We start from the raw sequence: 24826 nt of genomic DNA, 5'->3' as shown, positions 1-24826 counted from the left end.
TGCCACGCGCCGCTTGATGCCAGTCAAGCGGCGCCCGATCAGGCAAATATCGCGCCAAAATTCTTATATTATTTCCTTTCAGCATGTATCTGCGCCCGGCCGCATGGCGCACGTTGCAAAGGAAAACCATGTTCCGTACTTTCCGCCTGCCGGGTGACGCATGACGGCGCTGCTGCTGGCGCTGTGCCTGGCCCTGGCCATGGTGCTCGCCGTGCTGCTGGCCTGCCAGTGGCGGGCGGCGCGCATGTGGCGCATGCGCCATGCGACGGGCGTGGTGCTGCAGGCGGCGCAGGCGCAACGCATGGCAGATGCGCTGGCGCTGCTGCATGCGCTGCCGGCGGCCGTCATCGGCACCGACCACGATGGCGTGGTGCGGTACCTGAATCCCCGCGCCAGCGCCATGGGCGGCTTGCAGAGCGACGATGGCCCGGGCCAGGCCGTGACGCAGCTGCTGCCGCTTTTTCATGATGGCACGCCCATCGATGCGGCGCGCCAGGTGCGCGACTGCGTGGCGCGGCAGGAAGTGCTGGAAGTGGCGCGCGGCGCCGTGCTGCTGCGCCATCTCGACGGCAAGCGCATCGACGTGCAGTACAGCTGCGCGCCGCTGGCGCAGGGCGGCGCGGTGCTGCTGCTGCACGATGTGTCGGCCCGCCGGCGCGCCGAGCAGCAGCTGGAATTCATCGCCCACCACGACGGCTTGACGGGTTTGCCGAACCGTTTGCATTTCCAGATCCGCTTCGAGCACGGCATCGCCTACGCGCGCCGCCACCAGGGGCTGCTGGCCGTGCTGTTCGTCGACATCGACCGCTTCAAATCCATCAACGACAGCCTGGGGCACGACGTGGGCGACCAGGTGCTGACGGAGTTCGCGCGCCGGATCCAGCAGTGCGTGCGCAAGGTCGATACGGTGGCGCGCCAGGGCGGCGACGAATTCATCATCCTGCTGACGGAACTGCGCACGGCACACGATGCCGAGCGGGTGGCCGAGAAAATCGTCCGCGCCATCGCCGCCCCCTTCGTCATCGGCGAATACAGCCTGTCGGTGGCGGCCAGCGTGGGCGTGGCCCTGTACCCGGACGACGATGACGACGTCAATGCGCTGATTGAAAAGGCCGACCTGGCCATGTATGCGGCCAAGCGCCACGCGCCCGGTACCTGCCAGCGCTATGCGCCGCGCATGCAGACGCAGTCGTATTCGCGCACCATCCTCGAGACGGCCCTGCGCCACGCGCTCGAACGCAATGAATTCGTGCTGTACTACCAGCCGCGCATGGACTTGAAGACGCGCAGGATCACGGGCGTGAAGGCGCTGCTGCGCTGGAAGCATCCGGAACTGGGCCTGATGATGCCGCTCGACTTTTTGCCGGTGCTCGAGGAAAGCGCCTTGATTCTGCCGGTCGGTGCCTGGGTGCTGGCCACGGCCGTGGAGCAGGCGCGCAGCTGGATCGCGCAGGGGCAGATGCTGACCGTGTCCGTCAGTCTGTCCGCGCGCCAGTTCTACCAGCGCGATATCGCGCGCAATTTCGCCGCCGCGCTCGAGGCGGCCGGCGTGCCGGGCCATTGCATCGAACTGGAAATCGCCGCCGGCATCCTGATCGACAGCAACCAGAACTGCGAACTGATACTGCGCCAGTTCCGGCAGTTGGGCATGGCGATCGCCATCAGCGATTTCGGCACGGGCGACGCTTCGCTCACTTACCTGAAACGCTTTCCCACGGATGCTGTGAAGATCGAAAAGTGCTTCGTCGACGACCTGGGCAAGCCGGGCGGCGATAGCGCCGTGGTGCGCGCCATCGTGGCGATGGCGCCCACGCTCGGACTGCGCACCATCGCCGGCGGCGTGGAAAGCGGCGAGCAGCTGGAACTGCTGGCCGAGATGGGCTGCGACGAAGCATTCGGCTATTTTCTCGGCCGCGCCGTGGCGCCCGAGGACATCGAGGCGCTGCTCAAAAGTAGCGAAGCCATTCAGAACTGATAGCGCAGCGCCAGCATCGCGTTGCGCGGATCGCCGTAGTAGCCGCCCATGCCCGTCGAATAGTACTTCTTGTCGAAGACGTTATTGACGTTCAGGGTCGCCACCAGCTGCCTGCTGACCTGGTACTGCGCCATCAGTCCCGCCACCGCATACGCCTTCTGCGTGAAGCGTTCGCCATTCGGTCCGCGGTCATCCATGTAGATATCGCTCTGCCAGTTCACGCCGCCGCCCAGCACCAGGCCCGGCACGCCTTGCGCCAGGCGCCAGGTGCTCCACAGCTTGACCATGTTTTGCGGCTGGTTGGTCTGGATGCGTGCGCCGGCCGCATTGCGGATGCGGCTATGCGCATAGCTGGCCGTCAGCTGCCAGTCGGGGCGCAACTGGCCCGATACTTCCGCCTCGAAGCCGCGCGTGGTGGCGCCCTTGACCGTGTGATAGGCGTAGGAGCCGCCGCCCGTGCCGATGATCCAGACATTGCCCGGATCGGCTTCGGCCAGGTTTTCCTGCTTCAGCTGGAAGAGGGCGGCGCTGGTGGTGAGTTTGCCGCCGAAGAATTCGCCCTTGGCGCCCACTTCGTAGTTCTTGCCTTCCAGCGGCGCCAGGAAGCGGCTGTTGACGTCGCGCTGGCTTTGTGGCGTGAAGATGCTCGTGTAGCTGGCATAGGCCGACCAGTTTCGGCCCAGATCGTAGACGAGGCCCGCATACGGCGTGACCTTGCCGTTTTCGCGCATCGCGTCGTACAGGTCCGTGTCGGCATCGTAATCGCTGCGGATGTCGCGCTTCCAGTACGACAGGCGCGCACCCAAAATCACCGACAGCGCATCCGTCGGGCGCAGGCGCAGCGTCGAATACAGGCCGCTTTCGCGTTCCTTGTCGTACGAGCTGCCCAGGCGCGTGCCGCTGTAGTCGGGCACCGGCATATCGCCATTCCAGGCGTGGATATTCGGCACCGCATGATCATAGCCGGCGAGGCGCCAGCCCGGATAGATGGGGCTATTCGTCTCGAGTTCCGAGGCGCTCACGCCCAGCACCAGTTCGTGCTGGCGGCCGAAGGCCCGGAACGGTCCGCTGACGTACGCGTCGAGCGAGGTCTGTTGCGGCTTGCTGTGCCAGTTGGCCAGCCACAGCCGCATGCCGCCGCCCGTCATGCGGTCCGGGTAGCCATTGCCGGAAAAACCCTGCAAGGCGTCGTACCGGTTGCTGCTGCGGCTGACGGCCAGCTTGGCGATCCAGTCGTTGTCGAAATAATGGTCGAGCGTGGCAAACAGCATGTTCTGCTCGCGGTCATACGTGCTCCACGCGGCCGTGCCGTTCATCGAGCGGGGGAAGCGGGTCTGCGAGCCGTCGGCATAGAACATGGGAAAGTCGCGGCCCGCGCCCTTGAGCTTTTCCTGCTGGTAGTTGATGCCGGCGCTGAGCACCGTCGACGGCGTCAGGTCCGCTTCGACGATGGCGTACAGCACGTCCTTTTTCTGCCGGTAGCGGTCGATGAACGAGCGCTGGTCTTCATGCGCGGCGACGAGGCGCGCGCGTACCTTGCCGTCCGCCGTCAACGGCGTCGAGACGTCGCCTTCGATGCGGTAGCGGTCCCATGATCCCAGCTGCGCGCCGGCCGTGGCGGCAAAAGCGCGGCCCGGGCGCTTGCGCACCAGGTTGACGGCGGCCGACGGGCTGCCCGTGCCGCTGATCAGGCCCGTGGCGCCGCGGATGATTTCGATGCGGTCGTAGATGGCCATGTCGTAGGTGCGCGCTTCCAGGTTCTTGCTGGTCGGGATGCCGTCGAACATGTACGACGTCACTTCGAAGCCGCGTGAAAATACCTGGTCGTATTCGCGCGTGCTCGACGAATGGTCGACCGTGATGCCGGGTGCCTGCACCAGCACATCCTGCAAGGTGCGCAAGCCCTGGTCGTCGATCTGCTGGCGCGTGATGACGCTGACGGCCTGCGGCGTTTCGCGCAGCGACAGGTTCAGGCGCGTGGCGCTGGTCAGGCCCGCGTAGCCGCGCTTGCCTTCCGTGGTGCCGTCGCGCAGGGCGCTGGAACTGACGGCCACTTCGTCCAGGGTGGCGGCAATCGGCGCGCCGGTCGATGCGGCACCGGCCTTGCGCAGCACGTAGCTGCGTTCCCCGCTGGGCAGCGCCTCGAGGCCCGTGCCGGCCAGCAGGCGGGCCAGTGCCTGCGGCACCGTGTAGCTGCCGCTCAGGCCCGGCGTGCGCACGCCTTGCAGCAGTTCGGCCGCCGCGCCCACGCTCACTTTTGCTTCGATGGCAAAGCTGGCGATGGCGGCGGACAGTTCGCCGGCCGGCACGTGGAAGACCGTTTGCGCTGCGGCTGGCGTGGTGGCATCGGCCGCCATGGCCGGCGCCTGCGCCAGCGACAGCAGGATCAAGGCGCTGCCGATGGCGCGCGCGAGGGGAGTCAAACGGGGTGGGTGCATGGTGTGGCCTTTCCGGTGGGTGTCGTTGTCGTACTTACAGGACAGGCCATGCCGAAAAAAGGGGCCAACTTTTAACAATTATTTTTTGCGGGCCGCGATGGTGACCCAGTACGGGGTGCGATACAGCACGTCGACGGGCAGCATGCGCGCCAGGCTGTCCAGCACGGCGCCCGTGTCGTCGAGCTGGAAGGCGCCCGACAGGCGCAAGCCCGCCACTTGCGGCTCCACGCGCAGCAGACCCGGGCGGTAGCGTGACAATTCGGCAGCGAAGGTATCGAGTCGCATGTCCTGCACCGCCAGCATGCCGCGCGCCCACGCATCGGCTTGCAGCGGCGCCGGCGTGGGCAGGCCCGCGTGATTGGCGTCGAAGCGGCTGTGCTGGCCCGCCACGAGCGTGCGGACGGTGGCCGATGCCGCGCGCGGCGTGATTTCCACCGCGTGTTCGAGCACCGTCACGCGGCTGTCGTCGTCGTCGACGCGCACGGTAAAGCGCGTGCCCAGCGCGCGGATGCGGCCATGGCAGGTGGCGACGATGAAAGGGCGGCTGCCCGCATGGTCAGGGCGCGTCTGCACGAGCACTTCGCCGCGGCGCAGCGTCAGCCGTCGTTCGCCGGCGCCATACGCCACATCGACGGCGCTGTCCGTATTGAGCACCACGGTGCCCCCATCGGGCAGCGAGACTTCGCGCCGTTCGCCCACGCCGCTGCGGTAATCGGCCAGCATGTCGTGGCGTACCAGCAGCCAGGCGGCGGGCGCCGCCATCAGCGCCAGCAGCACTTGCACTGCCACGCGGCGCTGCGGCCGGCGCAGCACGGGCACGGCCAGGTCCGGCGGCAGCAGGCCTGCCGTCTGGCTCACCTGCTGCACCCTGTTCCAGGCGCGCGCGTGTTGCGGGTCGCGTGCACGCCACTGGGCGCTGGCGGCCAGGTCGTCCGGCGTGGCCTGGCCCGACTGCTCCAATAAATACCATTCGACGGCCTGGCGCGCCACCTTGCGCGACAACGGTGGATATGGCGAAGTGGCCGCGCTCATGCCGGCAAGTCCTGCGCCAGCAGCACGCATTCGGTCAGCGCCTCGGCCATGTAGCGTTTCACGGAGCGCTCGCCGATGCCCAGCTGTGCGGCGATGTCCGCATAGGCATGGCCTTCGATCTGCGCCATGATGAAGACGGCGCGCACCTTCGGTTTCAGGCCGTCGAGCATCGTGTCGACCGCTTGCAGCGCCTGCAGGATTTCCGCGCGCTGCTCGGTCGATGGCACGTGCTGTTCGGGCAGGGCGGCCAGCGCGGCCAGCCACGCGCGTTCCAGCGACTGGCGGCGCAAGTGGTTGATCAGCAGGTGTTTGGCGACGGTCGCCAGGTAAGCCTTGGGCGCGCGCAGGGCCGGCGTGTGCGACTGCATGGGCGCGCCGGCCAGCAGGCGCGCGAAGGTGTCGTGCATCAGGTCGGCCGCCTCGGCAGCATTGCCCAGGCGCCGCTGCAGCCAGTGCGCCAGCCAGCCGTGGTGCGCGCGGTAATGGCTTTCCAGCTGCGTGGGCAGCAGGGGTGGCATGGCCATGATAATTACAGTACTGCCAGCGCGACGGCGGCCAGCAAGGCCGCCACGCCGATGATGCGCGCCAGGCGCATGGCCTGGTGGGGCGCATACGGCAGCAGCCAGATCAGCAGCAAGCCGCAGCCCGTCAGGCTGCCGACCCAGTAGACGAGGCCATAGCCGCCGCCCGCGACGTGCATGGCCCAGGCCAGGGCCGCCGCCAGCGCCAGCCAGCCTGCCCATTGCAGGCGGCGGCGCAGCGGTGCGGGCGGTTCGGCGCCGCGTCCGTGCAGGTCGGCGTAATGGCGGTCCATGGCCAGACACAGCGAAGACAGGCCCGCATAGCACAAGGCGAAGACGAGGAAGTTCGACAGCAGCTCCATCACGCGGCCTCCATCGTCTGCGCCGGTTGTACTGGCGCCGCCTTGGCCGCTTTCACGGGCAGCGGCTTCAACTTGAACGCCGCATACGCGAGGCCCAGGCCCAGTACCAGCACCACCAGGTCGAAGGCGGCCACCGCCACCGGGCCACGGCCCAGGAACAGTGTGACGCCCAGGTGCGAATTGGTGGTAAAGACGTTCAGCACAGGGAGCGACGCCAGCAGGAAGGCGCCGGCGGCCAGCTGCATGCGCCACATGGCGCGTGACGGGCGCAGCTGGGCGATGATGGCGGCCAGGGCCCAGGCGCCGAAGAAGCAGGCGATTTCCTCTTGCGGCCGGTCTTCCATCGCCACCGGCAGCAGGCGGTTGGCCCAGAAGTAGGCGCCGAAGGCGATCGGGATGCCGGCGATGGCGCCGATGTTGAGCGCCTCGACCAGGCGCAGGCCGAAGCTGGCGCGCTTGCCGGCGGCCAGCGCCTTGGCCTGCTTCTGGCGCGTCTTGACGGCCCATAGCAGGGCGCCCGTGGCGACCATGGCGCAGCCGGCCAGGCCGGACAGGAAGAACAGGGCGCGCAGCAGCGGGCCGCCGAAATGCGCGACGTGCAGTCCCACCATCACGCCTTGCGTGGCGGCCGCGCCGGGCTGTGCGTCGCCGTCGGTCGACAGCAGCTTGCCGGAAACGCCATCGAATTCCATCGATGGCTGCTTCGACGACATGTCGCGCCCGCCCGCGCGCGTCAGTGAAATGGTGGCGTTGGCGTCACCCGGATGGCTGACGGAAATGCGTTCGACCTTGCCGCCGCCCCAGTGCTGTTCCGCCTGGCGCACGAGGGGCGCGAGCGCCGTCAACGGCGCGGCCACGCCGGCCGGCTTGCTGTCGCCCGAGCGGCCGGGAAATGCCTCGGCGAAGAACGCGTCCTTGTCGCCCTTGTAGGCGGCCGTGGCGCCCGATGGCATGTACAGGAACATCAGCGTGACGAGGCCCGTGTAGGTGATCATGATGTGGTAGGGCAGGGCCAGCACGGCCGTCACGTTGTGCGCATCGAGCCATGAGCGCTGGCCCTTTTTCGGCCGGAAGGTAAACAGGTCCTTGAAGATGCGCTTGTGCGTGACGATGCCGCTGATGATGGAAACGAACATGAACATGGCGCAGAAACCCACGATCCAGCGGGCCCAGATGGCCGGCATGTAGTGCAGGTCGAAGTGCAGGCGGTAGAGGAATTCGCCGCCCCGCGTCTCGCGCGGCTTGGACAGCACCTCGCCCGTGGCCGGATCGGCTTTTTCGCTATGAAAATTGCCGCGCCGTCCGCGTTTCTTTTCGCCCGGTTGCGACGGCTTGCTCCAGCCCAGCTGCGTGGCGGCGCTGCGCTCGCCGGGCAGGCTGATGAACCAGCGCGTGGCGCCCGTGGCCCGCTCTTCCATCGCTTTTTGCGCGACCTTGGCCGCTTCCTCGGTGCTCACTTCGCTGGCGGCGGCGCCATGCAGTTCGGGCTGCATCCACAAGGTGATTTCATTGCGGTAGTAGCTGGCCGTGCCGGCGCAAAACACCAGCAGCAAGATCCAGCAGACGAGCAGGCCGGACCAGGTGTGCAGCCATGCCATCGACTGGCGGAAACCTTCTTTCATGCGAGACTCCAGGATAGTGCGTCCATCCACTGCAGGATGGCGGCGATGACGGCGGCAGGCATCAGAAGGCCAAGCCAGGCGCGCAGCGCGCTGCGCGTGGCGAAGACCCACATCACGGCGCAGGTGTAGATGGCAAACGACAGCAGGGTGGCTGTCATGACGGCTTCGGAACGGGCCATGGGCAGGCTCACCGACAGCAGCATGGTGACCAGCGCGGCCAGCACATAGCCGCCGACGATGGCCGCCACGCTGCGCGAGGCCACGCCGAGCCGGTACACGGCGCCGGCGGAGAGCCGCAGGCGCGCGATTTTAGTGATGGCTGGCGCTGGCATGGTCAGTCGTGATCCTTGCTGGGCGGCAGGGCCGTGCCGGCCGGCAGCGGCGTCACGCCTTGCGGCTGCACCAGGCTCAGGGTGGTCACGAACATCGCCTTGTCATAGGCTTGCGCGCCGCGCTGGCCGGCCGTCTTGTCCGTGTGCTGCACTTCCAGCACATAGGTGCCTTTCCAGGGCAGCGGGAAGCTGACCAGGCCTTGCGCATCGCTCCACGCTTCCTTGCCCCAGCCCGACTGCACCACGGCGTTGACCTTGGCTTGCGCCAGCGGCTTGCCCTGGTAGCTGACCTGGAACTGGCCTGGTTTGCCGGTCGGCACCAGGTCCAGGGTCAACGCTGGCGTCTGCGCCTTGCCGTCGGCGATCAGGCGCGCGGCCGGGACCCACACGGTGCGTGTGGCCTTGCCATCCTTTTTCTCTTCCCACGACGGGTAGTTGTCTTCCTCGACGATGATGCTTTCTCCGGCGCCCACTTTGCCATTGAGGAGGAACGCGCCGGCCGTCTTGCTTGCCTGCAGCGGTTGTGCGCCCTTGGCCGATACCCACGTCACGTTCTTGATGCTGAACTTGTCGAGCAGGCCGGGCGACGCTTCGCGCAGGTTGTCGCCGAATTCGCCGAAGTACACGCTGGCCGCCTTGCCGTCCTGCTGCAGCCAGATCTGGTGCGCGCTGGCGCTGCCGGATGCGATGGCCGCGCCCAGCAGGGCGGTGGCGAGGGCGCCGAGGCGCGCGGTGGAAGTGATGTGCATGGTGTATCCCTTATCTTGTTATGTGAATGGAAAATCGGCTCGTATCGTGCGTCAGTACTGGTAGCGCAGGTTCAGCGCCACGTTGCGCGGCTCGCCGTAATAGCCGCCGTTATAGAAGCCCACGCGGCGGAAATTCGTCTTGTCGAACAGGTTGTTGACATTCAGGCTGGCAGACAGTTTCGGGCTGATCTGGTAGCGCGCCATCAGGTTGGCCAGCACGTAGCTGCCCTGGCTGACCCGGATCTTGCTTTTGTTCGGCAGGGTGGCTGTCGTGTAGATCTCGTTCTGCCAGTTCAAGCCGCCGCCGACGGTGACGTTTTGCAGCTCGCCCGGCAGGCGGTAGGTGGTCGAGACGCGCAGCATATTGGTCGGCTGGATGGTGTTGGTCACCACGCCCTTGCCCGTCTTCGATTTGTTGTGCGTGTAGCCGGCGAACAGCTGCCAGCCGCTCAAGGGGCTGCCCGACACTTCCGCTTCGTAGCCTTTGCTTTTCGTGCCCTTGCCCGAAGAGACATAGGGACGGCTGCCATCGGGCAGCACGAAGGTCAGCGGCACCGATTTGTCTTCCTCGCCCAGGTTGTCCTGCTTGGCTTCATACACGGCGAACGAAGCATTCACGGCGCCGTCGAAGAATTCGCTCTTCACGCCCGCTTCCACGTTGCTGCCCGTGATCGGGTCGAGGAAGGCGTTGTTCTTGTCCTTCAGGTTTTGCGGCTTGAACAGGTCCGTGTAGCTGGCGTACAGCGAGGTGCTCTTGCTGACGTCGAGCACCAGGCCCGCATACGGCGTGACGACGTCGTCCGTCTTGTAGGCGGAGCTGCGCTTCACGAAACGGCCCTGGGTGTCGATGCGGTCGTTATATGTTTCCCAGCGCGAGACGCGCGCGCCGGCCAGCACCTTGAAGTTGTCCGTGACGTTGATGCGCGTGGCGATGAAAGCGCCCGACTGCTTGGTGGTGGCGATGTCGCGCGCGCCCGTGCGCGTCAGTACCGGCTCGGGCACGTCGCCCGTCCAGTGGCGGAAGTCGGGGATGGTGGTGGCGTAGGGCAGCGGATCGGGCAGCAGGGTTTCATTCGTCGTGCCGGTGCGCTTCCAGCCGTTCACGCCCAGCACCAGATCGTGCTGGCGGCCGAGCAGGGTGAAGGCGCCATTGGCCGACAGGTCGAAGTTGTCCTGTTTTTCATCGTAGGGGAAGGCGCCGCTCCAGACTTCCAGGCCGCTGCCATCGCGGTTGGGAAAGCCGCTGCCGCCGTAGAACAGCTTGCCGTTCGAGGAGCTGTCCAGGCGCCCGTAGGCAGCCTTGATCTTCCAGTCGTTGGCGAAGCGGTGCTCGAGGTAGACGTATTTGTTTTCGAATTCACGCTCCCAGCTGCTCCACTTGGCCGCCATGTTGAACGAGCGGGGCATGTTGGCCGAGGTGCCGTCCGAGAAGAACAGGGGCGTGGTGCCCCAGCTCGTGCCTTTCGGCGTGTTCCTTTGATAGTCGATGCCGGCCGTCAGCAGAGTGTCCGGCGTCAGGTCCGCCTCGACGATGACGGCGCCCACCAGCTTGCGTTCCTTGTACAGGTCCATATAGGAATGGCGGTTCTGGCCTGCCACGACGACTCTTCCGCGGATGCTGCCGTCGGCATTCAGCGGCGCGCTGATGTCGCCTTCGAGGCGGACTTTGTTCCACGAACCGACGGTCAGGCCGGCCGAGGCGGCGAACTCCTTGCCTGGACGCTTGTGCAGCATGTTGATGGTGGCCGACGGGTCGCCATTGCCGCTGACCAGGCCCGTGGCGCCGCGCACGATTTCGATGCGGTCATAGATGGCCGTGTCGAACAGCGCATTGCTGCCGGAATTGACGGCCACGCCGTCGATCTGGTAATTGCCGATGGAAAAGCCGCGCGCCGAAAAGCTCGTGCGTTCGCTGTCGTTTTCCTGCACCGTCACGCCCGTCGACTGCACCAGCACCTCGGCCAGGCTGTTCAGCCCCATGTCGTCCATGCGCTGGCGCGTCACCACGGAAATCGATTGCGGCGTTTCGCGGATGGAAAGACCCATGCGCGTGGCCGTGGCCATCTGCTTGGTGGTGTAGGAACCCGTGTGCTCGGTCGACGCCTTGTCTTGCTGGGCTTGCACCTTGATTTCGCTCAAGGTGGCTTCTTCGGGCTTGGCGGGCGCTTCCGCTGCCAGGGCCGCGCCCGCGCCCAGCGCCGCCGTCAGCAAGGCCGAATGCACGGCGATGGCCAGCGGGCGCATGGCAACCTTGGAAATCGGTGGGGAAAACGGGCCGGCAACCATGCCGGCCAGCGAACGTGCTCGCGCCATGAAACATCCTTCTTCTCGTGCGCCTGCCTTTGTGCGGCACACAGGTATTGATAGGGGAAGGCTTGCTTGGCGTAGTGCCTGGCTGGCGCAGCGTGTCATCCAGCTGCGCACCAGCCGGTGACTGCGTGCAGACTCTGGTGAGAGCCTAAATGTGAATGAGAACTATTCTTATTATAGTGCGGGGTTGCGAGACATGCAAGAGTGAGGAGCGGCATTGCCGCAGCCAGCGTAAGCGGTTTACCGCACCGTGGCAGACGTACAACGCTTTGCCGCCAGCCGCGCATGCGTTAACATGCAAAGTTAACATGGAGGCAAGATGGCTATTCAAATCATCAATACGGCGCCGATAGCCGGCCAGCGGCCAGGCACGTCGGGCCTGCGCAAGAAAGTGGGCGTGTTCAGCCAGCCGCAATACCTGGAAAATTTCGTGCAGAGCGTTTTTGACACGCTCGGCGACTGCCGCGGCCAGACCCTGGTGCTGGGCGGCGACGGGCGTTACTACAACCGTGCGGCCATCCAGACGGTGCTGCGCATGGCGGCCGCGCACGGCTATGCGCGCGTGCTGCTGGGGCAGGGCGGCATCCTGTCGACGCCGGCCGTCAGCTGCGTGATCCGCAAGCAGGGCGCCAGTGGCGGCATCATCCTGTCGGCCAGCCATAACCCGGGCGGCCCCGATGGCGATTTCGGCATCAAGTACAACATCGCCAGTGGCGGCCCGGCGCCCGAAAAGGTCACCGAAGCCATGTTTGCGCGCACGCAGGCTATCACCGAATACCGGATCAGCGACGCTGCCGATATCGACCTCGATACCCTGGGCACCGTGCGCATCGAGCAGATGACGGTCGAAGTGATCGATTCCGTCGCGGACTACGCGGAACTGATGCAGCAGCTGTTCGATTTCGACGCCATCCGCGTCCTGTTCGCGGGCGGCTTGCGCATCTGCTTTGACGGCATGCACGCCGTCTCCGGCCCGTATGCGACGGCCATCCTGGAAGGCATGCTGGGCGCGCCGAAGGGCAGCGTCATCAACGGTCTGCCCCTGGAAGACTTTGGCGGCGGCCATCCGGACCCGAATCCCGTCAACGCGCAGCAGCTGATCGCCATCATGGCCGGCGCTGATGCGCCGGACTTCGGCGCCGCCTCCGATGGTGACGGCGACCGCAACATGATCGTCGGCCGACGCTTCGACGTGACACCCTCGGACAGCCTGGCCATCCTGGCCGCCAACGCCAGCGTGGCGCCCGGCTACCGCGCCGGTTTGTCCGGCATCGCCCGCTCCATGCCGACGTCGGGCGCGGCCGACCGGGTCGCTGGCGCGCTGGGCATACCGTGCTACGAGACGCCGACGGGCTGGAAGTTCTTCGGCACCCTGCTCGACGCCGGCATGGCCACCTTGTGCGGCGAAGAAAGCTACGGCACGGGCTCGAACCACGTGCGCGAAAAAGATGGCCTGTGGGCCGTGCTGTTCTGGCTCAACCTGCTGGCAGAGAAGAAGCAATCGGTGGAAGACATCGTGCGCGCGCACTGGGCCATGTATGGCCGCAACTACTATTCGCGCCACGACTACGACGACATCGACAGCGCTTGCGCGGCGCAGCTGATGGAGGCCGTGCGCGGCCAGCTGGCCGCCTTGCCGGGCCAGGTCGTCAATGGCTACACGGTGGCGCTGGCCGACGACTTCAGCTACACGGACCCCGTCGACGGCTCCGTGGCCACGCAGCAGGGCATCCGCATCATCATGACGGACGGCGCGCGTATCGTGCTGCGCCTGTCCGGCACGGGCACCGAAGGCGCCACCCTGCGTTTGTACCTGGAGCGCTACGAAGCCGATCCGGCACGGCACGCCATCCCGACCCAGGAAGCGCTGGCGGGGCTGATCGCGGTGGCCGAGCAACTGGCGCAGATCCGCGAGCGCACGGGGCGCGATGCGCCCACGGTGACGACGTAAAAAAGAAGAATGCGTAGGTCGGATTAGCGTGGCATCGCCACGCGTAATCCGACGACATTGTCAGCAGCGTTGTCGGATTACGCCCTTCGGGCTAATCCGACCTACTTGTATGATTACGCTTTGCCCGGCACCACCGCCTGGCGGTAGTTGTCGACCATCTTGTAGCGCTTCGCATACAGGCCGAAGGCCAGCATGGCCACGGCGGCGAAGGCGGCGAAGAAGAACATCTGGAAGGCCGTCACACTGATGCCGCTTTCGGCGATCTTGCCGATCACGCCTTCGTTCATGACGCTGCGGTTGACGATCAGCACCCACAGGTTGCCCACCGTCGTCGACAGATTCCAGAAGCTCATGATGGCGCCCTTCATCGAGACGGGCGCCTGGCTGTACGCAAACTCCAGTCCCGTCGCCGAGACCAGCACTTCGCCGAACGTCAGCAGTGCGTACGGCAGGATCTGCCACATGATGGAGACGGCGCTGCCGCTGTCGAGGGCCAGCTGCAAGAGGCCAATGACGATCCATGCCAGCGAGGAAAAGCCGATACCTGCCGTCATGCGGCGCAGGGCCGTCGCTTCCCAGCCGAAGCGGTTCAGCATCGGGTACAGCACCAGGTTGTTGAACGGGATCAGGAGCATCACCAGCATCGGGTTCAGCGCCTGCATCTGCGCCGGCAGGAACCAGCTTGGTTTTTCCATGGTGTTCGCTTGCACGATCCACGTCGAGGCCTTCTGGTCGAACAGCGAGAAGAACGGCGTGACGAGGGCGAAGATGACGAGGATGCGCAGCACGGCGCGCACGCCTTCGACGGCTTCGTCAGGATGGATGCCGCGCGCGCGTTCCAGCTGCATTGCCGTGCCGATGCTGCCGAAGGCCAGCAGCAAGACCAGCGCGGTACATGCGGAAATCACGAAGCCCCATTCGGGAATGCTGTAGAACGCATACAGGGCGCCGATCACGCCGACGTAGGCCACGTACAAGCCGGGACGCGAACCGCCATCGACACGCGCCAACAGGGCCGTGCGGGCCACGCGGGTAAACGAATCGGGGTTCGGCGGTGCTGGCGGCACGTGCACGTATTTCTTGGCGCCCATCCAAAAGACGATGGTGGCGGCCAGCATCATCAGGCCGGGAATGCCGAAGGCGATCGAGGGACCGTAGTCGCGCAGGAACATCGGCATCAGCAGCGACGCGAAGAAGGAGCCGAAGTTGATGATCCAGTAGAACAGGTCGAAGACCAGCTTGGCCTTGTGCTTGTTGGTCTGGTCGAACTGGTCGCCGACAAACGAAGCCACGAGCGGCTTGATGCCGCCGGAACCGAAGGCGATCAGGAACAGGCCGAAATAAAAGCCGTTGACGCTGTTTTCAAACAGGGCCAGGCAGGCATGGCCGGCGCAATACACGAGGCTGAGCCAGAAGATGGTGTTGTACTTGCCGAAGAAGCGGTCGGCCAGCCAGCCGCCCAGCAGCGGGAAGAAATACACGCCGATGACGAAGGTATGGAACACGTGCTTGGCTTCGCCCGTGCGCTGGTCGATCGGGATCATCAGCAGCAAGGTGCTGATGAGGAATGGCGTCAGGATGTTGCGCATGCCGTAAAAGCTGAAGCGTTCGCAGCCTTCGTTGGCGATGATGTACGGTATTTGCCGGGGCATTTTGCCCGTGGCGGTTTGTGTCTCGGCCGATGACATTGGCTCTCCCCAAGTTTTTTTTGTAAGCCGCGATGCTAAGGCCTGCCGCGTTTGCTTGCAACAGAAAAAACGGCCTGTCCGCTATTTCGCAGGGATTTGTAAGGTATTGATTTTCATAAAGACATTACTTTCGGCACTTGCACGGGCAGGGCGGGGCAGCAACAGTTGCATTTGCAGCATGCCGTCCGATGCGGGACCGTCCGCCAGGGTAAAACCGCAGCCCAGGTACAGGGTCAATGCCGCTTGGTTGTCCTGCGCCACGGCCAGGCGCACGCGGGCCAGTTCGGGTACGCCGCAGGCGTGCGCGATGGCGGCCCGCACCAGTTGTCGCGCCGCGCCGTGCCCGCGCGCCTGCGGCGCCACGTACACGCTCCACAGGCTGGCCTTGTCATGCACGACGGCGATCGGTTCGCGGCGCAGGCCGGCAATGCCGATCAATTGTTCCTTGTCGAAAGCGCCAAATATTATTTGGTGAGATGTGGCGCGCAAGCGCTCGGCTATCCGTGCCAGCGGCAAGCCGCTTTCCGCCGCATGCGTGGTGCAGAAGGCGGCAGGCAGTTCGGCGATGCCGGCCAGGCGCAGCGCGCGGTAGGCGCTGGCGTCGTCTGGCGTGAGGGGGCGGACAGTGATGGCGGGCATGTGGGGGAGTATCGGTCTTCGATGCCAGAAAGTAAAGCTTGCGCTGCAACGCCAGCGTCCCGCCGCAAGGCTCGCCGGTGTAGGGCGTTACTGCGTGGCGATGCGCTGCATGGGCGCGTTGTCCTTGCGCCATTGTTCCAGGCTGATCAGGTCGCCGCTGACGGTGTCGTCGACGAGGATGCGCTTGCCGTCGGGCGTGACGACGAAACTTTCCCAGCGGTGCGCCGCATCGGGCGTGCTTTCGAAAAAGCTCAGCTGATAGCAGGCGACACCATCGACGAGGCGCGTCTCGGGCGACGTTTCCATCACGGCGCCGTGTGCGCGGCCGCCCGAGGCCTTTTCGATATGCGCCGACCAGGCCTTGATTTCCGGCAAAGCCAGCAAGGCATCGACGGCGCGCGCGTTCTGCTCTTGCGCCGTCGTCTGGCTGCGCGCGGCAGGGGCATGGTCACCATGCGGCGCGGATTGCTGGTGCAGGTAGAAAGCGCCGAGCCCGGCGGCCAGCAAGCCGGCCAGGATGCCGGCGATGATGGTGGTTTTGGAAGACGAGGCGCGTGGCGGCATGATGGTGGGATAAGAAAGAACGACGATGGCGGCCATGCTAAAGCAAAACGGGCAGGCGGGCAATCGCCGGGTTTGCCAACGGGTTTGCGAAACGGGTTTGCCAAATCCATAGACGAAAAAAAGCCACCTTCCGTAGAAGGTGGCTTTCGGGGCCGCCGGGGAGGCGCTGGCAGCTTTTGGTCTGCCAGCCCTGTCCCGGCGTATGCGGCCAGTCGCGCCGTCGCCTGCGCGACTGGCCGCCGGACATTACATCATGCCGTCCATGCCGCCCATGCCGCCCATACCACCCATGCCGCCGCCCATGCCGCCGCCTGCTTTGTCGTCAGCGATTTCGCAGACCATGCAGTCGGTCGTCAGCATCAGCGAAGCGATCGAAGCGGCGTTTTGCAGTGCCGAACGGGTCACTTTGGCTGGGTCCAGAACGCCCATCTCAACCATGTCGCCATACGTGCCGTTGGCAGCGTTGTAGCCGTAGTTGCCCGTGCCAGCCAGTACGGCTGCCACGACGACCGAAGCTTCTTCCCCAGCGTTTTGCACGATCATGCGCAGTGGCTCTTCCATTGCGCGCAGGACGATCTTGATACCAGCGTCTTGATCAGGATTGTCGCCCTTGACCGTGATGTTGGCGCGTGCGCGCAGCAGGGCTACGCCGCCGCCTGGCACGATGCCTTCTTCCACGGCAGCGCGGGTAGCGTGCAGTGCATCTTCAACGCGTGCTTTTTTCTCTTTCATTTCGACTTCGGTGGCTGCGCCAACCTTGATCACGGCAACGCCGCCAGCCAGTTTGGCGACGCGCTCTTGCAGTTTTTCACGGTCGTAGTCCGAGGTCGCTTCTTCGATCTGTACACGCACTTGTTTCACGCGTGCTTCGATCGAGGCAGCTTCGCCGGCGCCATCGATGACGATGGTGTTTTCTTTGCCCACTTCGATGCGTTTCGCTTGGCCCAGTTCGGCCAGGGTCACTTTTTCCAGGGTCAGGCCGACTTCTTCAGCGATCACTTGGCCGCCGGTCAGGACAGCGATGTCCTCCAGCATGGCTTTGCGGCGGTCGCCGAAGCCAGGGGCTTTCACTGCGCAAGTTTTCAGGATGCCGCGGATGTTGTTCACAACCAGGGTCGCCAGCGCTTCGCCTTCGATGTCTTCCGCGATGATCAGCAGTGGACGGCCAGCTTTTGCGACTTGTTCCAGTACCGGCAGCAGGTCACGGATGTTCGAGATTTTCTTGTCGCACAGCAGGACGAATGGGCTGTCCAGTACGGCAACTTGTTTCTCTGGGTTGTTGATGAAGTATGGCGACAGGTAGCCGCGGTCGAACTGCATGCCTTCAACGATGTCCAGCTCGTCGTTCAGCGACTTGCCGTCTTCCACGGTGATGACGCCTTCTTTACCGACTTTTTCCATCGCTTCAGCGATACGCTCGCCGATCGAGTAGTCCGAGTTCGCCGAGATCGCGCCAACTTGGGCGATTTCTTTGGTCGTGGTGCAAGGACGGGCGATTTTCGCCAGCTCTTCGACGGTCGCAGCAACTGCCTTGTCGATACCGCGCTTCAGGTCCATCGGGTTCATGCCGGCGGCAACGAACTTCATGCCTTCGCGCACGATGGCTTGTGCCAGCACGGTTGCGGTGGTGGTGCCGTCGCCGGCGTTGTCGCTGGTGCGGGAAGCAACTTCCTTGACCATTTGCGCGCCCATGTTCATGAGCTTGTCTTTGAGTTCAACTTCTTTCGCTACCGACACACCATCCTTGGTGACGGTAGGGGCGCCGAACGAGCGCTCCAGAACGACGTTGCGGCCTTTCGGGCCCAAGGTGACTTTGACTGCGTTGGCGAGGATATTGACGCCTTCGACCATCTTGGCGCGCGCTGCGTCGCCGAATACTACTTCTTTAGCTGCCATGTTCAATTCTCCTGAGTTTCGGGATGTATCTGTCTACAACGTGGAAACAATTACTTGACGACGATCGCCATGATGTCTTCTTCGCGCATGACCAGCAGCTCATCGCCGTCAACTTTGACGGTTTGGCCAGCGTATTTGCCGAACAGGACGCGGTCGCCTACTTTGACATCCAGAGGACGGACTTTGCCGTCGTCGAGAATCTTGCCATTGCCTACGGCAAGGACTTCGCCTTGATCCGGTTTTTCAGCAGCTGCATCAGGAATGATGAGGCCGGACGCAGTTTTGGTTTCCTGGTCGAGGCGTTTGACGATGACGCGATCGTTCAATGGGCGCAGATTCATACAAAACTCCTTAAAGTTCAATGGATAGGTGTTGCTAAATGAATACATGCCTGGCACAGCGCCAGGCGTGCTTTCAGTGACCGCCGTTGAAAGCAGCCCGCAACGGTCAAGCAAACCCCATGTCATCGGGTGCGTGCCAGCTAGGCAGTGGTGGCATCGCGGCGTCGCCCGCCGCGTAGCGTTCCCTGCTGTTGCCCGGCAGACACCATCATGTCCTGAGGATTGCTACGAAAGAGTTTGTTAGCACTCTCTACTAACGAGTGCTAATTATAGGGACGGTAGGGGGCTTATTCAAGGGCTTATTCTCCGGGAAGATAAGCTTAGACGTTCTGCGCAGCCTGCATTTACGCAGGGTTTGCGCAAACGCAAGCCTCGTTCCCGGGCGTCAGCAACAGGCGCGACTCTAGCATGCCCGTCAGGCGAACGGCGTTCCTGTACGCACAGGAAACAGAGTTTTGCTATGGACTTTGATAAGATGATTGTAATTGCATATCAATATCACCATATATCGCCACCTGCACGAGAAAGCACGCCATGCCATCGACCACTTCCCGTACCGCCCTGCGCCTGTTGGGCGCCACCGTCATCGGCCTCGCCTGCCTGGGCAATGCCGCCGCGCAAACGCCCACCATCGCCGACGAGATCACCGTAGCCGCCCTGACGCCGCAGCAAAAGGAAATGCTGCTGGGCGACCTGTTCAACGATCTGAACAAGGATGACGACGACCAGGAAGCGCACGTGTGGGACAACGGCGGCGACCGCAGCGTGCTGGTCAAAGTCACATATAACTTCAGCAACTCCGGCATGACGGAACACAGCCTGAAGGCGCACATCTGCCGCGACCTGAAATTCGTCGTCACGGCGGGCGGCAAGTCGCAGGACCTGAGCCGCCGCACCTGTTCGCAGAGCAGCGGCCGCTGGGATGTGCAGGGCAAGGATCCGGCGCCCGTCGTGTATCCGCCTTTCCTGTCCGACGTCACCATCGCCAAACTGAATGCCAAGGAAAAGCAAGCCCTGTTGACGGCCGCCGTGCGCACCTTGAAAGATGAAGAGGATGGCAAGACGCGCCAGTGGAGCAACAAGGGACTGGGCAATGCGGTACCGCTGGCAGTGCGCCTGACGCCCTCGGGCACGGACGCCAAACCTGGCAGCTACGGCCGTACTTGCCGCGATTTGACGATGGTGCTTGACGGCAAGAGCGGACAACAGACGCTGACGCGCCGCTCTTGTGAAAACCGCTATGGCGGACTCGATATCGAACCCGATTACGTCGACGAGTAAAACGCTGCCATCACGGCGCTGGCAGATGCGCGCACTTGGCGAAAAGCGCCGGAAAAAGCGTGTATTTCACGGCAACTGACCTGCATTGATGTAAATATGTGTGACAGCGGCGTGATTCGATTGACGCCCATGGAGCGTCCGCCCTATAGTGGCGGGATGATTTCCGAATTCAACGAATTATCCGACAAAATAGGCCTGCTGGCCGAAATGACCCATGCGCTGCGCCGTGAAAACGCGCAACTGCGCAAGGATAACGCCGCGCTGGCCGCCGAGAACGCCCTGTACGTGCAGCGCATGCGCGAGGCGCAGGAGCGGGTCGAAGCCTTGCTGGAAAAAATTCCCGAACTGGTGCAAGCCGGCCTGGAGCAAGCCGCTTCGGAAGCGGGCGCCTATATTGCCGAGAACGAGAAGGAAGCGTGATGCCGCGTGTCGATGTCAATATCATGGGCCAGTCCTACAGCATGGTGTGCCGCGACGGCGAAGAGCGCGCGCTGCGCGAAGCGGCGATCTATCTCGATAGCAAAATGAAAGCCATCCGCGACGCGGGCAAGGTCAAGGGCAACGACCGCATCGCCGTACTGGCCGCCCTGGGCGTGGCCGCGGAGTTCCTCTCCGTGAAGTCGCCGCAAGGTCCGCTGTCGGAATTGACGATCCTGGAAGTGAAGCAGAAAATCTCGGCCATGCATACTGTCCTTGATAGCGCTCTGACGCCCCAGGAAAACCTTTTTTAAGCGTGCACGCGACGATTTGTCTTTGCGATGCGCGATCAAAGGAGTAAACTTGGGTCTACCCTGCGGTGTTCGCGATTGCCATATATTCCTTGAACCATTTATGCGCATCGGTTGCGAATTTTGTTTGATGGGAGTGAGCGTCGCTCGTTCGACGAACCCGAAATTGAACTAACGTGACCACCTTGAACCGTTTGGTTCGGGATGCCGGCATAGCGGCACAGGCGGGGCCCAATTCGCAGTAACTTGGTAGTACAACTGAAAACGGTTGCAGCATTGATGCGCAACCGTTTTTTTACGCCTGTCGCTTTGATACGGAGTCTGCATGAAACAATACTGGCTGATGAAATCCGAACCCGATGAAGTGAGCATCGACGACCTGATGGCGGCGCCCCAGCACACCATGCCGTGGTTCGGCGTGCGCAACTACCAGGCGCGCAATTTCATGCGCGATGGCATGCAGCCAGGCGATGGCGTGCTGTTCTATCACTCGAGCTGCCCGCAGCCGGGCGTGGCGGGCGTGGCCGAAGTGGCCAGCGGCGCGTATCCCGATCACAGCCAGTTTGAAGAGGGTGGCAAATATTTCGACCCGAAGGCCACACAGGAGCAGCCGCGCTGGATCAGTGTCGACGTGCGCGGCGTAAAGAAGACAGCATTGCTGCCCTTGTCCGAGATGCGCCAGATGCCGGAACTGGAAGACATGCTGCTGCTCAAGAAAGGCAGCCGGCTGTCGATCACGCCCGTGACGCCGGCGCAATGGAAAGTGATTACCAATAAGCTGAAAGGCTAGCTTTCGACCCGGTTGCGGCCATTCTGCTTGGCCCGGTACAGGGCCTGGTCGGCGGCGGCCAGCAATTGTTCCGGCGTCTGGCCGCCGTCACTCAGTGCCAGGCCGATGCTGGCCGTCACCAGGCCGCCGCGCGACGGCGCGTGGACGATGGCGGCCGCGGCGATCGCTTCCTGCATCTTGTGCGCCACGGCCAGCGCGCCGTCGCCATCGGTGGCGGGCAGGATGGCGGCAAACTCCTCGCCGCCGAAGCGTGCCGCCAGGTCGCTGGCGCGCGGCAGCGCCGAGTGCAGGGCGGCCGCGATCCGCACCAGGCAGGCGTCGCCATACGGGTGGCCGAAAGTATCGTTGAGGCTTTTGAAGAAATCGATATCGATGATCAGCAGCGCCAGCCCTTGATGGTTGCGCGCCGCGCGCTGCCACTCCAGCTGCAATGTCTGGTCGAAGCAGCGCCGGTTGGCGATGCCCGTCAAGCCATCTGTCAGCGACAGCTTTTCCAGTTTGTCATGCGCGGCGCGCAAGGCCAGTTCGCTTTGCATGTAGCGGCTTTGCAGGGTGGCCGAGCGCAGCGCGTGGACCAGCAGCGCGACGAACAGCGACGCCGCCGCCAGGTAGAAATGCGCGCGCATGACGGCAAAGCCCAGGCCCAGCAGGGCGGCCGTAAAGAAGATGGGACTGAAATTGTCGATCAGCAGGGTCAGCTTTTGCAGGGCTTGCTGCGCCTGCGTATTTTCGGCTGCCGACTGCGCCGCCGTGACGCGCGTGGCCAGCAGCACCAGCAGCAGGAACGGCAGGCTGGGCAGCACTTCGCTCCATGCTTGCGTCACGCCATGCAGGGTCAGATAGTTATACGCGGCCGCGCAGCCCGCATAGCACCACAAAAACACCGTCAGCAGCAGGTAAAAGCGGCCTTGCCCGCCATCGCGGCGGTGCGCCAGCAGGCGCAGCGAAGCGCAACAGGCCAGGACCAGGTTTTCCACGTTGTAGGTCAGCACCAGCAGGCTGGCGGGAATCGGCGCGATCGAGCGCTGGTCGAATGGCGACACGGAAAAGATGGCCGTATAGGCCAGGTAGGCCGCCAGCAGCACCTGCACGGCGTCGAGCCATTGCAAGGTGCGCGAGGGATGGTTGTGCGTCACTGACGAGATGGCCAGCAGCAGGGGCGCGCCATACATGAAATAGGCGAAATCGGAAAAATACGTGGCGTCGGATGCCACTTGTCCGCTCAGATCCTGCCAGGCCGACAATATCATGCCCGTGCTCCAGAACAGCATGGCCACGGCGAACAGGGCCCAGCCTGTCCTGGCGGCGCCCGCCGCGTTGACGTAGGCGCAGCGGCAACAGGCCGCCAGCGCCAGCAGGGGCGCGACAATGTTGAACGCATAGCTGACGTACGGCGCGTGCGTGCCGGCCCAGGCCGTCAAGGCCAGCTGCGCCAGCACATAGCTGGCGCCCAGCGCAATCGAGTACGTCAGTTGTTGTCCGGCAGGCGGCATGGCAAGGCACTCCCCGGTGGCGGCATGAAAACGATGATGCCGAGATGTCAACAGCAAGTCTATTCCGCGAGGAAATTTAATTGTGTTGAGGGAAATGTTGCCGGGAGGCGGGGGAGGGAAAGTGGCGCGCCTGCCTGGCGCGCCACCTGGGAACAGCGGTTTTACGTGTTTGCCGGGCGGACCTTGGTGGGCGGCGTGCCCATCACCTGGCTTTTATATGCCCACACCAGCAGCGCGATGGCGCCGACGATCATCGGCAGGGACAGCATCTGGCCCGAGGTGATCGGCACGCCCAGCCACACGACTTCCCAGTCCGGCGTGCGGAAGTATTCCGTGAAGAAGCGCGCGCAGCCGTACAGCAGGGTGAACATGGCGCCCACGGCCATGCGCGGGCGCTGCTTGCGCGCAAACAGCCACAGGATGATGAACACTAAAATGCCGTCGACCAGCATCTGGTAGATCGGCGACGGGTGCACGGGATAGGGAATGCCCGGCCACTGCATGGCCCACGGCAGGGTGTCCGGCGCGATGCGGCCCGGCAGTTCGGCATTGATGAAGTTGCCAAGGCGGCCGGCCGCGTAGCCGAGCGGCACCAGCGGGGCGATGAAGTCGAGCACGTCGAACAGGTTGCGGCCTGCCTTGCGGCTCCACAGATACATGGCCACGATGACGCCGAGGAAGCCGCCATGGAAGGACATGCCGCCATGCCAGACCATGAAGATCTCGAGCGGATTGTGCATGAAGTATTCAGGACGGTAGAACAGCACTTCGCCCAGGCGCCCGCCGATCACCACGCCCAGCATGCCGTAGAACAGCATGTCATCGAGGTCTTCCTTCTTCCAGCCCAGTACGGCGATGTGCGGCTGCTTGATGCGCACTCTGCCCAGGATAATGAACAGGGCAAAGGCCAGCACATACATCAGGCCGTACCAGTGCACGGCGAGCGGGCCGATCTGGATGGCTATCGGGTCGGGCATCGGGTGTATCAGCATGGGGTTTCTTTCTTTGTTTAAAGCCAAGGTTGCGTAGTATGGGGGCGCTGGCCGTTTTTTGTCTTAGCGGCCACTTAATTTTAATCGGCGGTAGCGCCGATCTGCTTGCGCAGCAGCGCCAAAAAACCTTGCAGCACGGCGGACGGATTGTCGCGGCGCCAGGCCAGGCCTGTTTCCACCAGCGGCGTGGCGTCCTGCAGCGGCCTGTATTCTACGCCCGGGCGCATCAGATTCGATACCGATTGTGGCACAAGCGCGATGCCCATGCCAGCCGAGACGAGGCTGACGATGGTCTGCATCTGGATCGCTTCCTGGCCGATCTGCGGCGTGATGCCGGCCGCGCGGAAGACGCCCAGGATCGCGTCATGCAGGGCGGGAGAAATGGCGCGCGGGAAAACGATCAAGGGCAGGGGCGGCACGTCGCGCAGGCGCACGGGTCCCGGCGTATTCAATATGTCGAGGCCGGACGGCGCGGCCAGCACCAGCCCTTCGGCCAGCACGGGCAGGTAATCGAGTTCCCCTTTCGCTTTTTCGGGCAGGGGCGGGATCAACAGGCCCGCATCCGTGCGCCCGGCCAGCAATTCATCGAGCTGCAGGTCCGACGTGGCTTCCTGCAGGGCGATCTGCACTTGCGGATAGGCCGCCTGGTAAGCGCGCAGCAGGGGCGGCAGCACGCTGTAGTCGGCCGACGAGACAAACGCCAGGCTCAGACGTCCCGCCTCGCCCTGCGCGGCCCGCAGCACCAGCGCGGATAAATCCTGCGCCTGCGCCAGCAGCCGGCGCGCCTCGGGCAGCAGGGCCGTGCCGGCCGGCGTCAGCTGCACTTCGCGCCGCGTGCGCACGAACAGCGGGGCGCCCAGCAGTTCTTCCAGCGCCATGATGGTTTGCGACAAAGGCGGCTGCGTCATGTGCAGGCGCGCGGCGGCGCGGCCGAAGTGCAATTCCTCGGCGACGGTGACAAAGTAGCGCAGCTGGCGCAGTTCCAGGTTCATATGTGTTTCCATGCGGATTGATTGCTGTGATATGTAAAACGACTCACAGACACGTGCATCATATATTTGACAGTGGGGCGCGCGCAAGGCAATCTGGCGTACCCCCACTGCATGCAGGGTTTTGTTGAAA

Annotated in this window: 22 protein-coding genes and 1 other RNA gene; 7 read left to right on the top strand and 16 right to left on the bottom strand. The window is 64.0% G+C overall.

Annotation, left to right across the window (positions count from 1 at the left end; all coding sequences use genetic code 11):
* Window positions 1-160: 160 nt before the first annotated feature.
* Entirely contained in the window at window positions 161-1975 is a 1815-nt protein-coding gene (locus OPV09_RS24385; protein ID WP_338679581.1) for a putative bifunctional diguanylate cyclase/phosphodiesterase, read from the top strand.
* Here OPV09_RS24385 and OPV09_RS24380 read toward each other — a convergent pair.
* From OPV09_RS24380 to OPV09_RS24345, 8 genes are all read right to left on the bottom strand, one after another.
* Window positions 1966-4413, bottom strand: a complete 2448-nt coding sequence (locus OPV09_RS24380) for a TonB-dependent siderophore receptor (RefSeq protein WP_338679580.1) — start codon at window positions 4411-4413, stop codon at window positions 1966-1968. The two genes, OPV09_RS24385 and OPV09_RS24380, sit on opposite strands and share 10 nt — an antisense overlap.
* A 78-nt stretch (window positions 4414-4491) precedes the next feature.
* Window positions 4492-5445, bottom strand: a complete 954-nt coding sequence (locus OPV09_RS24375; protein WP_338679579.1) for a FecR domain-containing protein — start codon at window positions 5443-5445, stop codon at window positions 4492-4494.
* Window positions 5442-5969: a sigma-70 family RNA polymerase sigma factor gene (locus tag OPV09_RS24370; protein WP_338679578.1), complete on the bottom strand. Its 528-nt coding sequence runs from the start codon at window positions 5967-5969 to the stop codon at window positions 5442-5444. The genes OPV09_RS24375 and OPV09_RS24370 overlap by 4 nt, the downstream gene beginning before the upstream one ends.
* A gap of 5 nt (window positions 5970-5974) precedes the next feature.
* A complete protein-coding gene (locus tag OPV09_RS24365; protein ID WP_338682367.1) occupies window positions 5975-6328 on the bottom strand; it encodes a DUF3325 domain-containing protein in 354 nt (117 codons plus the stop codon).
* A complete protein-coding gene (locus tag OPV09_RS24360) occupies window positions 6328-7950 on the bottom strand; it encodes a PepSY-associated TM helix domain-containing protein (RefSeq protein WP_338679577.1) in 1623 nt (540 codons plus the stop codon). The genes OPV09_RS24365 and OPV09_RS24360 overlap by 1 nt, the downstream gene beginning before the upstream one ends.
* Window positions 7947-8282: a DUF3649 domain-containing protein gene (locus OPV09_RS24355; protein WP_338679576.1), complete on the bottom strand. Its 336-nt coding sequence runs from the start codon at window positions 8280-8282 to the stop codon at window positions 7947-7949. The genes OPV09_RS24360 and OPV09_RS24355 overlap by 4 nt, the downstream gene beginning before the upstream one ends.
* Before the next feature lie 2 nt (window positions 8283-8284).
* Window positions 8285-9031 (bottom strand): DUF4198 domain-containing protein, encoded by a 747-nt coding sequence (locus OPV09_RS24350; protein WP_338679575.1) that lies wholly within the window; start codon window positions 9029-9031, stop codon window positions 8285-8287.
* Window positions 9032-9082: 51 nt separating this feature from the next.
* Window positions 9083-11344: a TonB-dependent siderophore receptor gene (locus tag OPV09_RS24345; protein WP_338679574.1), complete on the bottom strand. Its 2262-nt coding sequence runs from the start codon at window positions 11342-11344 to the stop codon at window positions 9083-9085.
* Between the two features lie 316 nt (window positions 11345-11660).
* Between OPV09_RS24345 and OPV09_RS24340 the strand changes: the two genes are divergently transcribed.
* Window positions 11661-13292, top strand: a complete 1632-nt coding sequence (locus tag OPV09_RS24340) for an alpha-D-glucose phosphate-specific phosphoglucomutase (RefSeq protein WP_338679573.1) — start codon at window positions 11661-11663, stop codon at window positions 13290-13292.
* Between the two features lie 113 nt (window positions 13293-13405).
* Here the strand turns inward: OPV09_RS24340 and OPV09_RS24335 are convergent, their stop codons facing one another.
* The 5 genes from OPV09_RS24335 to groES all read right to left on the bottom strand — a co-directional run bounded on the left by OPV09_RS24335 (window position 13406) and on the right by groES (window position 18420).
* Complete coding sequence (locus tag OPV09_RS24335) at window positions 13406-14980, bottom strand: oligopeptide:H+ symporter (protein ID WP_128142106.1); 1575 nt, start codon at window positions 14978-14980, stop codon at window positions 13406-13408.
* 81 nt (window positions 14981-15061) lie between these two features.
* On the bottom strand, window positions 15062-15619 hold the full coding sequence (locus tag OPV09_RS24330; protein WP_338679572.1) for a GNAT family N-acetyltransferase: 558 nt from the start codon (window positions 15617-15619) through the stop codon (window positions 15062-15064).
* An 87-nt stretch (window positions 15620-15706) separates the two neighbouring features.
* Window positions 15707-16219, bottom strand: a complete 513-nt coding sequence (locus tag OPV09_RS24325; protein WP_338679571.1) for a hypothetical protein — start codon at window positions 16217-16219, stop codon at window positions 15707-15709.
* Between the two features lie 210 nt (window positions 16220-16429).
* Window positions 16430-18079, bottom strand: coding sequence for a chaperonin GroEL (gene groL / locus OPV09_RS24320; RefSeq protein ID WP_010400981.1), 1650 nt, complete (start codon window positions 18077-18079; stop codon window positions 16430-16432).
* A gap of 50 nt (window positions 18080-18129) precedes the next feature.
* Window positions 18130-18420: a co-chaperone GroES gene (groES, locus tag OPV09_RS24315; RefSeq protein WP_010400979.1), complete on the bottom strand. Its 291-nt coding sequence runs from the start codon at window positions 18418-18420 to the stop codon at window positions 18130-18132.
* A 534-nt stretch (window positions 18421-18954) separates the two neighbouring features.
* On the opposite strand from groES, the gene OPV09_RS24310 reads away from it, so the two are divergent.
* The 5 genes from OPV09_RS24310 (at window position 18955) to OPV09_RS24290 (ending at window position 21219) form a co-directional block, all read left to right on the top strand.
* Window positions 18955-19701 (top strand): hypothetical protein, encoded by a 747-nt coding sequence (locus OPV09_RS24310; protein WP_338679570.1) that lies wholly within the window; start codon window positions 18955-18957, stop codon window positions 19699-19701.
* 156 nt (window positions 19702-19857) lie between these two features.
* Window positions 19858-20121, top strand: coding sequence for a hypothetical protein (locus OPV09_RS24305; RefSeq protein WP_034747342.1), 264 nt, complete (start codon window positions 19858-19860; stop codon window positions 20119-20121).
* Window positions 20121-20432, top strand: a complete 312-nt coding sequence (locus OPV09_RS24300) for a cell division protein ZapA (protein WP_034747344.1) — start codon at window positions 20121-20123, stop codon at window positions 20430-20432. The genes OPV09_RS24305 and OPV09_RS24300 overlap by 1 nt, the downstream gene beginning before the upstream one ends.
* 54 nt (window positions 20433-20486) lie before the next feature.
* Window positions 20487-20664: non-coding RNA, 6S RNA (ssrS, locus tag OPV09_RS24295), on the top strand.
* Between the two features lie 90 nt (window positions 20665-20754).
* Window positions 20755-21219, top strand: a complete 465-nt coding sequence (locus tag OPV09_RS24290; RefSeq protein WP_219327689.1) for an EVE domain-containing protein — start codon at window positions 20755-20757, stop codon at window positions 21217-21219.
* Here the strand turns inward: OPV09_RS24290 and OPV09_RS24285 are convergent.
* From OPV09_RS24285 to OPV09_RS24275, 3 genes are all read right to left on the bottom strand, one after another.
* Entirely contained in the window at window positions 21216-22712 is a 1497-nt protein-coding gene (locus tag OPV09_RS24285; protein WP_338679569.1) for a GGDEF domain-containing protein, read from the bottom strand. The two genes, OPV09_RS24290 and OPV09_RS24285, sit on opposite strands and share 4 nt — an antisense overlap.
* 161 nt (window positions 22713-22873) lie before the next feature.
* Window positions 22874-23704 (bottom strand): prolipoprotein diacylglyceryl transferase, encoded by an 831-nt coding sequence (gene lgt, locus OPV09_RS24280; protein WP_331776914.1) that lies wholly within the window; start codon window positions 23702-23704, stop codon window positions 22874-22876.
* Between the two features lie 80 nt (window positions 23705-23784).
* Window positions 23785-24696, bottom strand: coding sequence for a LysR family transcriptional regulator (locus tag OPV09_RS24275; RefSeq protein WP_338682365.1), 912 nt, complete (start codon window positions 24694-24696; stop codon window positions 23785-23787).
* Window positions 24697-24826: the final 130 nt, after the last annotated feature.

The organism is Janthinobacterium sp. TB1-E2, assembly GCF_036885605.1.
GTDB lineage: Bacteria > Pseudomonadota > Gammaproteobacteria > Burkholderiales > Burkholderiaceae_D > Janthinobacterium > Janthinobacterium aestuarii.
The sequence above is the reverse complement of the archived record's forward strand: the minus strand, read 5'-3'. Positions and strand labels throughout refer to the sequence as shown.